This is a genomic window from Propionivibrio dicarboxylicus (assembly GCF_900099695.1).
In the GTDB taxonomy this organism is placed as follows: Bacteria; Pseudomonadota; Gammaproteobacteria; order Burkholderiales; family Rhodocyclaceae; genus Propionivibrio; species Propionivibrio dicarboxylicus.
The window spans coordinates 1-13771 of sequence record NZ_FNCY01000023.1 but is presented as its reverse complement, the minus strand read 5'-3'; the positions used below and the strand labels follow the sequence as shown (position 1 = coordinate 13771).

Below are 13771 nucleotides of genomic sequence, written 5' to 3'. Positions count from 1 at the left end.
TCAGTCGAAGCTGACCGCCGCGCCTGACTGGGCCGACACCAGGCGGGCCAGCGCCGCGGTCAATTCGGACGCATCGCGCGTATCGCGCCAGACTGCACCGTCCCAACGAAAATGAAACCCGCCCGAACGTGCAGCCACCCAAATTTCCTGTGCCGCGCCATGCCGATTGACGACGATTTTTCCGCCGTCGTCGAACTCGATTTCGAGCACACCGTCACCCGACCGCGCGCAATCGATATCGGCATCGCACCGATCCAGCGCCGCCTCGATCCGATCCAGCATTTGATCGGCCAACACATTGAATTCCGAGTCATTCATCCTGTGCTAACATTCCCGCTTTTGGTTAAGTGACCATGCCCATTCGTCTTGCGCAATCCGTTCTGCTGGCGACACTCGTCATGCTCGGTGCCTGCGGTACCCGGGGACCGGTAACACTCACCCCCGCGCAAATGGCCGAACAGCAGGCGTGGCTGAAAGCGCGGCAGCAGGCGCTGCAACAACAAGCCAAACAAGCGCAAGACTCCCCGACCCAGCGTCAAGACGCAACAACTGCAGTAGATACTACCACGACCAAGGAAGCCTCCCGATGAATGCCTTTACCCTGAAGAACGGCGAGCTTTACGCCGAATCCGTCGCCCTGTCCGACATCGCCGCCCGTTTCGGCACGCCCTGCTACGTGTATTCGCGCGCCGCGCTCGAAGCCGCTCTCGACGAATACCATCAGGAACTGGCGGGAACCGACGCACTCGTCTGCTTTGCCATCAAGTCGAACTCCAACCTCGGCGTGCTCAACGTGTTCGCCCGCAAGGGCGCCGGTTTCGACATCGTCTCCGGCGGCGAACTCAAGCGTGCGCTGGCTGCCGGCGGCGATCCGAAGAAGGTCGTTTTCTCGGGGATCGGCAAGTCGGTCGAGGAAATGGAATACGCGCTCAACGTCGGCATCCTCTGCTTCAACGTCGAATCCGCACCGGAACTCGACCGGCTCAACGAGGTCGCTGGCCGCCTGGGCAAGAAGGCGCCGATCAGCTTCCGCGTCAACCCGAACGTCGATCCGAAGACGCACCCCTACATCTCCACCGGCCTCAAGAAGAACAAGTTCGGCGTTGCCTACGAGGATGCGCTCGCCCTGTATCAGCGCGCCGCATCGCTGCCGAACCTCGAAATTACCGGCATCGATTGTCATATCGGATCGCAGCTCCTCGACCCGTCGCCGGTCGCCGAAGCGCTCGACAAGATCCTGATCCTGGTCGACCAACTGGCTGCCAGCGGCATTCACCTGCACCACATCGACCTCGGCGGCGGCCTCGGCATCCGCTACAAGGACGAAGAAGCGCCCACGGCCAAGGCCTACCTGCAACCGCTGCTCGCCAAGCTCAAGGGCCGCGGCCTCAAGATCATCCTCGAACCGGGCCGTCGCATGGTCGGCAACGCCGGCGCGCTGCTGACCAGGATCGAGTACCTGAAGCCGGGCGAAGTCAAGAATTTCGCCATCATCGACGCCGCCATGAACGACCTGGCACGGCCGGCGCTGTACGATGCCTGGCATGACATCGTCGCCGTCAAGCCGCGTGATGTCGCCCCGCAGACCTGGCAGATCGTCGGCCCGATCTGCGAATCCGGCGACTTCCTCGGCCACGACCGCGAACTGGCGCTCGAACCCGGCGACCTCCTCGCCGTCCTCTCGGCCGGTGCCTACGGCATGACGATGAGTTCGAACTACAACACGCGTCCGCGCGTCGCCGAAGTCATGGTCGATGGCGACCAGGCCTACCTCATCCGCCGGCGCGAAACCGTCGAGGAACTCTACGCTCTCGAAAGCCTGATGCCGTGAAATTTGCGCCCGTCGCCCTGCTGACAGCCGCCACGCTTGCGCTGGCGGCCTGCTCCGAAGACATCAAGAAAAAACCGGCCCCGCCACCGGTGCCGGTCACCACAGCCAAGGCAACCGAGGCGAATGTCCCGGTCGCCTTGCGGGCTGTCGGGCGCGCAGAAGCCTATGAGAGCGTCACGCTCAAACCGCGTATCGACGGCCAGGTCGCCGCGGTGCTCTTTACCGAGGGTCAGCACGTCAAGCAGGGCGATGTACTGATCCGCCTCGACCCGACCGATTTCGCCGCGCGCCTGCAACAGGCCGAGGCCGCGGTCGCCCGGGACGAGGCCCTGATCGCCAAGTCGCGCGCCGACACGGCCCGCTACACGGCGCTCAGGGATCGCAATTTCGTTTCCGAAGAGAAGGTCAACGACACGCGCACCAACGAGGCGGCCGCGACCGCCAACCTGCGCGCCAGCCAGGCGGCGGCCGAAGTCGCCCGCCTGCAGTTGTCCTACACCACGATCCGTGCGCCATTCACCGGCATCGTCGGTGCCCGGGTGGTTTTCCCGGGCTCCGCAGTCAAGGTCAATGACACGACGCTGGCCGTCGTCAACCGCGTACGCCCGCTGCTCGTCTCCTTCTCGATTCCGGAGAAACACCTGGCGCGGCTGCGCAGCGCCTTCAAGGCCGGCGAAATGGGCGTCGATATCACGCTCCCGAACGACAAGTCACAACATTTCACCGGCAAGGTCATCTTCATCGACAATGCCGTCGATACCGCCACCGGCACAATCCTGATGAAGGCCTCGCTGCCGAACGAGGATGAAAAGCTGACGCCGGGGCAGTTCCTCAACGTCTCGCTAATCCTCGACGTGCTTGAAAAGGCCGTGACGGTTCCCGGCGAAGCGATCCAGCAAGGCGCCGACGGCAACTTCGTATACGTCGTCAAGGAAGACAACAGCGTCGAGATGCGCAAGATCCAGATCGCCGCCGCCGACGGCAGCCTCACCGCCATCGCCAGCGGACTGGTTACCGGCGACACCGTCGTCACCGACGGCCATTTGCGCCTGACGCCGGGCGTCAAGATCCGCGACAAGGACAAGGACGCAAAACCGGCCGACAAGACCGAAAAAACCGGCACCGAAGCCCCCAAAGCCCAATAGGATCGGCACGATGAACCTGCCTGAACTGTGTATTCGCCGCCCGGTGATGACGACGCTGCTGATGGCAGCGTTTGTCATATTTGGGCTGATCGCCTATCGCGCCCTGCCGGTCTCCGAACTGCCGAGCGTGGACTTCCCGACCATCTCGGTCACCGCCAACCTGCCGGGTGCCTCGCCGGAAACCATGGCCGCCGCCGTGGCAACGCCGCTCGAGAACCAGTTCGCGACAATCGCCGGACTCGACTCGATGAGTTCGGTCAGCGCCCTCGGCTCGACCGCCATCACGCTGCAGTTCTCGCTCAACAAGAACATCGACGCCGCAGCTCAGGACGTCCAGGCCGCCATTGCCGCCGCCCAGCGCAAACTGCCGCCGAGCATGCCGGTCCCACCGTCGTTCCGCAAGATCAACCCGGCCGACGCGCCGATCTTCTTCATCGCCCTGTCGTCGCCGACGATGCCGCTCCCGGTCGTCAACGAATACGCCGAAACGCAACTCGCCCAGCGCCTGTCGACGATCACCGGCGTGGCACAAGTCCAGGTCTTCGGTTCGCAGAAATTCGCCGTCCGCATCCAGGCCAACCCCGACCAGCTCAGCGCCCGCGGCATGGGCATCGACGAGTTGCAACAAGCCATCGCCCAAGCCAACGTCAATCAACCGGTCGGCCTGTTCGACGGCGAGCACCAGGCGTTCTCGATCAAGGACAACGGCCAGCTCGGCAACGCGGCCGCCTACCGCAACATCATCGTCGCCTGGCGCAACGGCGCGCCGGTCCGGCTCGATGAAGTCGCGACGCCGATCGACAGCGTCGAGAACAAGCGCATCGCCGCCTGGAACGTCGACAAACGCGCCATCGTCCTCGCCATTTTCCGCCAGCCCGGCGCCAACACCATCGAGACGGTCAGCGCCGTCAAGCGCGTGCTGCCGAGCTTCCAGGCCAAGCTCCCGGCGGCCATCCACATGACGACGCTCTACGATCGCAGCGTCACCATCAGCGAGGCCATCGACGACGTCCAATTCACACTGGTGCTCGCCGGCTTCCTCGTCATCCTCGTCATCCTGCTCTTCCTGCGCAATCTCTCGGCGACGACAATCCCGGCGCTGGCACTGCCGATCTCGGTGATCGGCACCTTCGCCGTCATGTACGCGATGAAGTTCAGCCTCGACAACCTGTCGCTGCTTGCGTTGACGCTGTCGGTCGGCTTCGTCGTCGACGACGCCATTGTCATGCTCGAGAACATCGTCCGCCACGTCGAGATGGGCGAGACACCCCTACACGCGGCGATCAAAGGCTCGCGCGAAATCGGTTTCACGATCATCTCGATGACTTTCTCGCTGACCGCGGTGTTCATCCCGGTCCTCTTCATGGGCGGCATCGTCGGCCGCCTGCTCAACGAATTCGCCGTCACCATCTGCGCCGCCATTCTCGTCTCGGGCATCGTCTCGCTGACGCTGACGCCGATGCTGTGCAGTCGCTATCTCAAGCATTCCGACACGGAGAACCACGGCCGTGTCTTCAAGGCCTTCGAAAATTTCTTCACCACGCTGCTCAACGGCTACGAGCGCAGCCTGCGCCTCGCCATGGCACATCCGCGCACGGTGCTCGTCGGCTTCTTCCTGACCATCGCGCTGACCGCAGTGCTATTCGGCAAGGTGCCCAAGGACTTCCTGCCGAGCGGCGACAGCGGCCAGATCACGGCGACCACCGAAGGCCCGCAGGACGCTTCGTTCGCCTACATGGTCGAGCACCAGCAAGCGATCGCCGAAATCATCGCACAGGATCCGAACATCCGTTCGTTCATGTCGAGCGTTGGCGCCACCAACCAGCGCCCGACATCCAACACCGGCACGCTGTCGATCATGCTCAAGCCGGCGCACGAAAGAAAGTTGACGCCGGACCAGATCATTCAGGAACTGCGTCCCAAGCTGGCCGCCGTACCCGGCATCCGGGTCTATATGCAGAACCCGCCGGTCATCCGCATCGGCGGCCAGATCACCGCCGGACAATACCAATACACGCTGCAGGACACCGATCTCGCCGAACTCTATCAATGGACGAATACCCTGCTCGACAAGATCCGCCAGATTCCCGGCATCGTGGACGTATCGAGCACGCTCAACAACAAGAGCCCGGTCGTCTCGCTGACCGTCGACCGCGACAAGATCGCCACGCTGGGACTTAGCTTCGCCCAGGTCGAGGATGCCTTGCAGAGCGCCTTCAGCGCCCGCCAGATTTCGATCATCTACGGCACCGCCAACCAGTATCAGGTCATCCTTGAGGTGGCGCCGGAGTTCCAGCTCGACCCGTCGATGCTCTCGCGCCTGTACGTACGCGCCAGCAGCGGCAAACTGGTGCCCCTCGACACCGTCACGCGCATGACCAAGTCGACGCAGGCGCTGACCATCAACCACCAGGGGCAGCTGCCGTCGGTGACGATCTCCTTCAACCTGATGCCAGGCGTTTCGCTCGGCGAGGCGGTCGATCGCATCAAGGAACTTGAGCGCGAACTGCGCCTCCCGGTATCGCTCAACACCAGCCTGCAGGGCACTGCCCAGGCGTTCCAGGCGTCGTTGCAAGGCCTCGGCATCCTGCTGGCGATCGCCATCGTGGTCGTCTATATTGTGCTCGGCATCCTCTACGAAAGCTTCATCCACCCGCTGACGATTCTCTCCGGCTTGCCCTCCGCCGCCGTCGGCGCGCTCCTGACCCTGCTGATCTTCCAGATCGACCTCAGCCTCTACGCCTTTGTCGGCGTCATCATGCTCATCGGCATCGTCAAGAAGAACGCCATCATGATGATCGACTTCGCCCTCGACCGGCAGCGCAGTGCCGGCATGCCGGCCTTCGATGCGATCTTCCAGGCCTGCCTGATCCGTTTCCGGCCGATCATGATGACCTCGATGGCCGCGCTCGTCGGCACGCTGCCGATCGCCCTCGGCATCGGCGCCGGCGCCGAAGTGCGGCAACCGCTGGGACTTGCCGTCGTCGGCGGGCTGCTGCTGTCGCAGTTGCTGACGCTCTATCTGACGCCGGTCATCTACCTCTACCTCGACCGCTTCACCCGGCGCGAAGAAGCCGCCCACATGAACGTCGACGCCGAGAAGGACTGAACGATTGAGTTCAGAATCCACGTCGGCAAGTCTGCGGATCGATAAGTGGCTGTGGACCGCGCGTTTTTTCAAGACGCGCTCGCTGGCCACTGCCGCCATCGATGCCGGCCATGTCCGGCTCAACGGCGCGGCAGTCAAACCGGCGCGTGAAGTGCGCCCCGGCGACACCGTCGATCTCAGCATCGGCTACCAGCGCTGGACCGTCGTCGTCTGCGCCATCGCCGCCACGCGCGGCCCGGCCAGCGCGGCCCAGCAGCTTTACCGGGAAACCGAGCAAAGCGTGCAACGGCGGGCGACCGAGCAGGAAGCGCGGCGACTCGCTCCGGCGCCCGGTAGCGACCGCGGCGAGCGCCCGACCAAGCGTGATCGCCGCCAAATCCACCGTTTCACCGACAACACCTGAAGCATTGAACTCCGCCATTCCGGCGCGTTCGAACCCCCTCCTGCCGACCTCGTCCATCCATGTTCAAATCGCTCAATACGCCCGCCCTTTGGATCGTCACCCTTGCCGCCGCCGGCATCCTCATGGTGACGATGGGCGCGCGACAATCGCTCGGCCTGTTCCTGGCGCCGCTCAACGACAGCACCGGCCTCGGCATTGCCGCGATCAGTCTGGCAATGGCCGTCGGCCAGTTCACCTGGGGGCTGATCCAGCCGATCGCCGGCGCCTTCGCCGACCGGTACGGCCCGGCCAAGGTCCTCGCCTGCGGCCTCGTCACACTGGCCATTGGCAGCGCCGTCACGCCGTGGATGGACAGCACTTCGGGCTTGATCCTCTCGCTCGGACTGCTCTCGGCGATGGGCTCGGGCGCCGGCAGTTTCTCGGTACTGATCGGCGCGGTCAGCAACCGCCTGCCGCCGCAGACGCGGGGTGCCGCCTCCGGGATCATCAACGCCGGCGGTTCCTTCGGCCAGTTCATCTTCGCGCCGATCCTGCAAAAGCTGATCCAGGTGCTGGGCTGGATGGGCGCAATGTGGGCGCTCGCTGCCGTCACCCTCGCCGCCCTGCCGCTCGTGCGCGTAGTTGCCGAACCGCACGGCCCCGATCATCATGGCCACGCCGCCCAAGGCGCCGGGCTCTGGCAAAGTCTGAAGGACGCCTTCCGCGACCGCAGCTATCTGCTGCTACACGCCGGTTTCTTCACCTGCGGCTTCCACATCGCTTTCCTCGTCACTCACCTGCCCGGTGAAGTCAACCTATGCGGACTGCCGGCCTCGGTCGCCAGTTGGTCGCTGGCCATCATCGGCGCCGCCAACATCCTCGGCAGCCTCGTCGCCGGCGCCTGCGTCGCCCGCTATCGCAGCAAGTACGTGCTGTTCTGGATGTACGGCTCGCGCGCCGTGCTGATCGCGCTCTACCTCGTGTCGCCACGTACCGACCTGACTTTCTACCTGTTCGCGGCCGGCCTCGGCTTCACCTGGCTGGCCACGGTCCCACCGACCGCCGCCATCGTCGGTAAGTTGTTCGGCATCCGCTACCTCGGCACGCTGTTCGGGATGACGCTGCTCTCGCACCAGATCGGCGGTTTCCTCGGCGCCTGGCTCGGCGGCATCTCGATCACCCGTTTCGGCGATTACAGCTGGATGTGGTATGCCGACATCACGCTCGCCGGCCTGGCTGCACTGGTGAATCTGCCGATCCGCGAAGCACCGGTCGTAGCGCCGATCGCCGCGGCAAAATAACGCAGCGTCCGATTCTCGGGTTACACTGCTATACAAGACAAATCGCAGGCCTCCGTTTCCCCCGACATGGATCTTTTCATTCGCATCATCGGCATCATTACGCCGGTACTCGTCGTTTCCGCCATCGGTTTCGGTTACGGGCGCATCGCCAAGCCGGACATGCGCTGGGTCAATCGCCTGTCGGTCGACGTGCTCTTTCCCGCGCTGATCTTCTCGGCGATGGCGGCCAAGGACTTCCACATCGTCGAATACCTGCCGCTGCTGCTCGGTTCGATCATCATGCTCTTCGGATCGGGCCTGATCGCCTGGGGCGTCGCCCGCCTGCTCAAGTACAGCGTGCCGGCCTTCGTCCCGGCGATGGTCTTCTCCAACGTCGCCAACATGGGGCTGCCGCTGACGCTGTTCGCCTTTGGCGCCGACCTGTTGCCGGCCGCCGTATCGATCTTCATGATCTTCAGCCTGATCCACTTCACCCTGGGCATCCGCATCTGCTCACCCGGCATCGACATCCGCGGCACACTCAAGAGCCCAATGCTCTGGGCGATGATCCTGGGTGTCCTGATGAGCCTGGCCGGCCTCGCCCTGCCTGACTGGCTGGCCAGCAGCCTGCGCATGATCGGCGACGCCGCCATCCCGCTCGGTCTCTTCGCGCTCGGCGTCGGCTTCTCGACCTTCCGGGTCGGCAACTGGAGCATCGGCCTCGTCGGCGCCTTCCTCTGCCCGATCTCCAGCCTGGTGATCGCCTGGCCGCTGACCAAAATCCTGCCATTGACGCCGCCGATGCAGGGTTTGCTGATCCTGTACGCGGCGCTGCCGCCGGCAGTCATGAACTACATCTTCGCCGAGCGCTACGGCCAGGATCCCGGACTGGTTTCCGCGATCGTCGTCGTCGGCAACATCGCCTCGCTCATCTTCGTTCCCCTGGCGCTTTACATCGCCCTCTAGAAACGCCGGCGAAAAACCCGGAAATAGTGCTGCGGCATAGCCTGCAGCCGTGCCCTATCGCCCTATTTCGTTTGTGGATTTCCACATTTCGACTGCCTTCGCCTTGTGAGGGGGGTGTCGTTAAAGTACGATTTATGGCTCATGGCAGATTACAGCCGCATGACGGCCCGGACGAGAGGTCCGCGCCGGAAAAACGTGCAGAAGGCCGTATGACGCCCCGGTTTTTACTTCCTGAAAGGTAAAGTCATGTCGAACGAAAAATTCTCCGATTCGTCCAATCTGGACGCTTGGAAAAAGGCTGCCAGCAAGTCTGCGCCGGGTGGCGATATTGAGAAGCTGAACTGGATCACCTCCGAAGGGATCACCGTCAAGCCGCTGTACACCAAGGCTGACATTGCCGACCTGCCCTGCACCGACACGCTGCCTGGTTTCGCCCCCTACACCCGCGGCCCGCAAGCGACGATGTACGCTGCACGCCCGTGGACGATCCGTCAGTACGCCGGTTTCTCGACCGCCACGGAATCCAACGCGTTCTACCGCAAGGCGCTGGCCGCCGGCGGCCAAGGCGTCTCGGTCGCGTTCGACCTGGCCACGCACCGCGGTTATGACTCGGATAATCCTCGCGTCGTCGGCGACGTCGGCAAGGCCGGCGTGGCGATCGACTCGGTCGAAGACATGAAGGTTCTGTTCGACGGCATCCCGCTCGACAAAGTCTCCGTCTCGATGACCATGAACGGTGCCGTGCTGCCGGTGCTGGCTGGCTACGTCGTCGCCGCCGAAGAACAAGGCGTTTCGCAAGAGCAACTGACCGGAACCATTCAGAACGACATTCTGAAGGAGTTCATGGTTCGCAATACCTACATCTACCCGCCGACGCCGTCGATGAAAATCATCGCTGACATCTTCGGGTACACCGCCCAGAACATGCCGAAGTTCAACTCGATTTCGATTTCCGGCTACCACATGCAGGAAGCCGGCGCCAACCAGGCGATCGAAATGGCCTTCACGCTGGCCGACGGCGCCGAATATGTGCGCACCGGTATCGCTTCGGGCATGGACGTTGACGTGTTTGCAGGCCGCCTGTCGTTCTTCTGGGCCGTCGGCATGAACTTCTACCTCGAAATCGCCAAGATGCGCGCCGCCCGTATGCTGTGGCACCGCATCATGACGAAGCTCGGCGCCAAGAGCCCGAAGTCGATGATGCTGCGTACGCACAGCCAGACCTCGGGCTGGTCGCTGACCGAGCAGGATCCGTACAACAACGTCATTCGTACGACGATCGAAGCCATGGCCGCCGTTTTCGGCGGAACCCAGTCGCTGCACACCAACGCGCTCGACGAAGCCATCGCGCTGCCGACCCAGTTCTCGTCGCGTATCGCTCGTAACACGCAGATCATCATCCAGGAAGAAACCAAGATCTGTAACGTGGTCGATCCCTGGGCCGGTTCCTACATGATGGAAAAACTGACCCAGGACATGGCTGACAAGGCCTGGGCGATCATCGAAGAAGTGGAAGCCATGGGTGGGATGGTCAAGGCCGTTGAATCGGGCTGGGCCAAGATGAAGATCGAAACCTGTGCCGCTGAGACGCAAGCACTGATCGACTCCGGCAAGAAGGTTATCGTCGGCGTCAACAAGTACAAGCTGGCCAAGGAAGATCCGATCGAAATTCTCGACATCGACAACCACGCCGTCCGTGAAGAGCAAGTCGCCAGTCTCAAGAAGATTCGTGCCACGCGCGACACGGCTGCCGTCAATGCCGCTCTCGATGCACTGACCGAATGCGCCAAGACCGGCCAGGGCAACCTGCTGGATCTGACCATCAAGGCTATGCGTCTGCGTGCCACGGTCGGTGAAGTGTCCGATGCGCTGGAAAAAATCTTCGGTCGTCATCGTGCCAACAATCAAACCATTTCTGGCGTCTATGGTGGTGTCGTGGAAGGTATCGAAACCTGGGATTCAATCAAGGCTGACATCGAGAAGTTCGCTGCCGAAGAAGGCCGTCGTCCGCGCATCATGATCGCCAAGCTCGGCCAGGACGGTCACGACCGCGGCGCCAAGGTGGTTGCGACTGCTTACGCTGACCTCGGATTCGACGTCGACGTCGGCCCGCTGTTCCAGACGCCGGAAGAAGCCGCCCGTCTGGCCATCGAAAACGACGTGCACGCCATTGGCTGCTCGTCGCTGGCCGCCGGTCACAAGACGCTGGTTCCGCAACTCGTCGAAGCGCTCAAGGCTCAAGGCGCGAACGACATCGTCGTCTTCGCCGGTGGTGTTATCCCGGCTCAGGACTACGATGCCCTGTTCGCCGGTGGTGCCAAGGCTGTGTTCGGCCCGGGCACGCGTATCGAGGATTCGGCCCGCAAGGTGCTCGAAGAGATCCGCAAGGCCAAGAAGGCTTAATCATGTCGTAAGCAGCCAAACCCCGGCAGACGCCGGGGTTTGGCTTTTCGCTTTTTGAGCGGACGAAATTGCAGTTGGCGGGAACCTCACCCGCACGCATTGTCTACACAGTCCCGATTTCAGCTACAAGCCAAAGACACTTTCCCATGGATGCGACCACCACCCCGCCCAGCAATGCCCTCACCGCAGACGATCAACACCTGATCGACGGCGTCCTCGCCGGCCAGCGGCGCGCACTCGCCAAGACCATCACGCTGATTGAATCCACCCGCGACGACCACCAGGTCCGCGCCCACCGGGTTCTCGGACGACTCCTGCCGCACTCCGGCAAGGCCATCCGCATCGGCATCTCTGGCGTCCCCGGTGCAGGCAAGTCGACCTTCATCGAAGCACTGGGCGTCTGGCTGATCGATCAGGGTTACAAGCTCGCCGTCCTCGCCGTCGACCCCTCGTCGTCGGTTTCGGGTGGCTCGATTCTCGGCGACAAGACGCGCATGGAACAGCTTTGCATGCGTCATGAAGCCTTCATCCGTCCCAGCCCCTCGGCCGGCTCGCTCGGCGGTGTCGCCGAGAAGACCCGCGAATCGATGCTGGCCTGCGAAGCCGCCGGTTACGACGTCATCCTCGTCGAGACGGTCGGCGTCGGCCAGAGTGAAACGACGGTGGCCGGCATGGTCGATATGTTCGTCCTGGTGCAATTGCCGAACGCCGGCGATGACCTGCAGGCAATCAAGAAGGGGATCGTCGAAATCGCCGACCTCGTCGCCATCAACAAGAGCGACATCGACCCGCAAATGTCGGCCGTCGCCCGCGCCCAATGGAAGCAGGCGCTGCACATGCTGCGTCCGACCTCGCCCAACTGGCGGCCGCCGGTGATCAACGTCAGCGCGTTGCAAAAACAGGGTATGGGCGACTTCTGGAAGGAAATCCAGAACTACTGCACGGCTATGAAGGCCTCCGGAGAGTTCGAAGATAAGCGCAAGAAACAGGCGCTGGCTTGGATGTGGAGCATGATCGAGTCGGGCCTGCACTATCGCTTCCGCAACAACCCCTCGGTGCACTCCGCACTGCCCGAGGTCTCGCGCAAAGTCGCCGCCGGAGAGATGACCCCCGGCGCCGCCGCCCACATGCTGCTCGATTTTGTGCACGAAAGCTGAGCCCGAAACCGCAGCTGAACACGACATCGAACACCCGCTCCGGCGGGTGTTTTTTTGCCCGCATTTCGCTGCAATCTCCGCCCTCGCCGCCCATAAAAAAAAGCCCGCCGGAAGGCGGGCTTTTTGCATGACTACGCGTCGAACGGCTTAGCCGCCAGCACCCATCAGCGCCAGCACCACACCGCCGGCAACCACCGAGGCTACCTGACCCGCAGCGTTCGCACCCATCGCGTGCATCAGCAGGAAGTTCTCGAAGTCCTCGTCCTGCGCCACGCGCTGGCAAACCCGCGCCGCCATCGGGAACGCGCTGATACCCGCCGCGCCGATGATCGGGTTCACCTTGCCGCCCGTCAGAACGTTCAGGATCTTCGCGAAGATCACCCCGGCCGCACAGTCAACACCGAACGCCAGAAGACCCAGACCCAGAATGAACAGCGTCGAGAACTTCAGGAAGTCCGTGCCAACCATCGTGCCGCCAACCGCCAGACCCAGGAACAAGGTCACCGTGTTCGCGATCTCATTCGACGAGGCCTTCGTCAGACGTTCCACCGCACCCGATTCCTTCATCAGGTTGCCCAGCATCAGCATGCCGATCAGCGGCGTCGCAAACGGAACCAGAATACCCACCATCACCGTCACGATGATCGGGAACATGATCCGCGTCCGCGTGCTCAGCTTCCGCGACGCATACGGCATGCGGATCGCACGCTCATGCTTCGTCGTCAGCGCGTAAATCACCGGCGGCATGATGATCGGTACCAGCGACATGTAGCTGTAAGCAGCCACCGTGATTGGCCCAAGCATATGCGGTGCAAGAATACCCGACACGTAGATCGACGTCGGTCCGTCAATCGCGCCAATGATACCGATCGAGGCCGCTTCCTTCTGCGTGAAGCCCAGCAGCAGCGCCAGAATCAGCGTCAGGAAGATCCCGAACTGACCCGCAGCACCCAGCAGCACGAACTTCGGATTCTCCAGGAGCGGTCCAAAGTCGGTCAGCGCACCGATCCCGATGAAGACCAGCAGCGGGAACATCTCGTTGCCCACGCCCATCTCGTACAGAATCTTCAGCATCCCGTCTTCGGCAATCAACGGCGACAGCGGCAGGTTGGCGAGCAGACAGCCCGCGCCAATCGGCAGCAGCAGCAGCGGTTCGTAGTCCTTGACGATCGCAAGATAGAACAGGACAAACGACACGCCGATCATGACCAGCGACTGCCATGTGACGCCATTGACGCCTTTCATGAGCAGGCCGATCGTTTCTTGATCGATCATCTCAGTCCTCCTTGAAGGTGACGATCACGTCGCCGTGACCGACACTTTGTCCCGCCGCCACGCACACTTCACCGATAACGCCGTCACGCGGCGCACCAATCACGTTGTGCATCTTCATCGCGTCCAGAATCGCCACTTGCTGACCACGCGTTACCTTGTCGCCAGCCTTGACATTCACTTCCAGGATCACGCCAGGCATCGGCGCCTTCAGCGCGCCCTTGCC

Annotated in this window: 12 protein-coding genes; 9 read left to right on the top strand and 3 right to left on the bottom strand. The window is 62.8% G+C overall.

Annotated elements, in window-relative coordinates; translation table 11 throughout:
* Nucleotides 1–318 carry an iron donor protein CyaY gene (gene cyaY / locus BLR25_RS18735; protein ID WP_091939970.1) on the bottom strand — a complete coding sequence of 106 codons (318 nt, stop codon included), beginning with the start codon at nt 316–318 and terminating at the stop codon, nt 1–3.
* A 35-nt stretch (nt 319–353) separates the two neighbouring features.
* Between cyaY and BLR25_RS18730 the strand changes: the two genes are divergently transcribed.
* From BLR25_RS18730 to meaB, 9 genes are all read left to right on the top strand, one after another.
* Nucleotides 354–590 carry a hypothetical protein gene (locus tag BLR25_RS18730; protein WP_091939969.1) on the top strand — a complete coding sequence of 79 codons (237 nt, stop codon included), beginning with the start codon at nt 354–356 and terminating at the stop codon, nt 588–590.
* Complete coding sequence (lysA, locus tag BLR25_RS18725; RefSeq protein ID WP_091939967.1) at nt 587–1831, top strand: diaminopimelate decarboxylase; 1245 nt, start codon at nt 587–589, stop codon at nt 1829–1831. Before BLR25_RS18730 ends, lysA begins: the two co-directional genes overlap by 4 nt.
* Nucleotides 1828–2976, top strand: a complete 1149-nt coding sequence (locus BLR25_RS18720; protein WP_091939965.1) for an efflux RND transporter periplasmic adaptor subunit — start codon at nt 1828–1830, stop codon at nt 2974–2976. The genes lysA and BLR25_RS18720 overlap by 4 nt, the downstream gene beginning before the upstream one ends.
* A 10-nt stretch (nt 2977–2986) precedes the next feature.
* On the top strand, nt 2987–6085 hold the full coding sequence (locus BLR25_RS18715) for an efflux RND transporter permease subunit (RefSeq protein WP_091939963.1): 3099 nt from the start codon (nt 2987–2989) through the stop codon (nt 6083–6085).
* A 4-nt stretch (nt 6086–6089) separates the two neighbouring features.
* A complete protein-coding gene (locus tag BLR25_RS18710; protein WP_091939961.1) occupies nt 6090–6488 on the top strand; it encodes an RNA-binding S4 domain-containing protein in 399 nt (132 codons plus the stop codon).
* Between the two features lie 59 nt (nt 6489–6547).
* A complete protein-coding gene (locus BLR25_RS18705) occupies nt 6548–7768 on the top strand; it encodes an MFS transporter (RefSeq protein ID WP_091939959.1) in 1221 nt (406 codons plus the stop codon).
* 66 nt (nt 7769–7834) lie between these two features.
* Nucleotides 7835–8713: an AEC family transporter gene (locus BLR25_RS18700; protein WP_091939957.1), complete on the top strand. Its 879-nt coding sequence runs from the start codon at nt 7835–7837 to the stop codon at nt 8711–8713.
* Between the two features lie 246 nt (nt 8714–8959).
* Nucleotides 8960–11116: a methylmalonyl-CoA mutase gene (gene scpA, locus BLR25_RS18695; protein ID WP_091939955.1), complete on the top strand. Its 2157-nt coding sequence runs from the start codon at nt 8960–8962 to the stop codon at nt 11114–11116.
* Nucleotides 11117–11262: 146 nt separating this feature from the next.
* Nucleotides 11263–12273, top strand: a complete 1011-nt coding sequence (gene meaB / locus BLR25_RS18690; RefSeq protein WP_091939953.1) for a methylmalonyl Co-A mutase-associated GTPase MeaB — start codon at nt 11263–11265, stop codon at nt 12271–12273.
* Nucleotides 12274–12420: 147 nt separating this feature from the next.
* Here meaB and BLR25_RS18685 read toward each other — a convergent pair whose 3' ends face one another.
* Nucleotides 12421–13548 (bottom strand): sodium ion-translocating decarboxylase subunit beta, encoded by a 1128-nt coding sequence (locus tag BLR25_RS18685; RefSeq protein ID WP_091938550.1) that lies wholly within the window; start codon nt 13546–13548, stop codon nt 12421–12423.
* A 1-nt stretch (nt 13549) separates the two neighbouring features.
* Nucleotides 13550–13771 (bottom strand): acyl-CoA carboxylase biotin carboxyl carrier protein subunit (locus BLR25_RS18680; protein WP_143009869.1); only part of this gene is annotated, 222 nt, incomplete at its 5' end.

Excerpts from the sequence above, each read along its gene's own strand:
- meaB (WP_091939953.1), top strand. The coding sequence starts at position 11,263 with ATGGATGCGACCACCACCCCGCCCAGCAATGCCCTCACCGCAGACGAT.
- BLR25_RS18730 (WP_091939969.1), top strand. The coding sequence starts at position 354 with ATGCCCATTCGTCTTGCGCAATCCGTTCTGCTGGCGACACTCGTCATG.
- BLR25_RS18705 (WP_091939959.1), top strand. The coding sequence starts at position 6,548 with ATGTTCAAATCGCTCAATACGCCCGCCCTTTGGATCGTCACCCTTGCC.
- BLR25_RS18685 (WP_091938550.1), bottom strand. The coding sequence starts at position 13,548 with ATGATCGATCAAGAAACGATCGGCCTGCTCATGAAAGGCGTCAATGGC.
- BLR25_RS18700 (WP_091939957.1), top strand. The coding sequence starts at position 7,835 with ATGGATCTTTTCATTCGCATCATCGGCATCATTACGCCGGTACTCGTC.
- lysA (WP_091939967.1), top strand. The coding sequence starts at position 587 with ATGAATGCCTTTACCCTGAAGAACGGCGAGCTTTACGCCGAATCCGTC.
- scpA (WP_091939955.1), top strand. The coding sequence starts at position 8,960 with ATGTCGAACGAAAAATTCTCCGATTCGTCCAATCTGGACGCTTGGAAA.
- BLR25_RS18715 (WP_091939963.1), top strand. The coding sequence starts at position 2,987 with ATGAACCTGCCTGAACTGTGTATTCGCCGCCCGGTGATGACGACGCTG.
- cyaY (WP_091939970.1), bottom strand. The coding sequence starts at position 318 with ATGAATGACTCGGAATTCAATGTGTTGGCCGATCAAATGCTGGATCGG.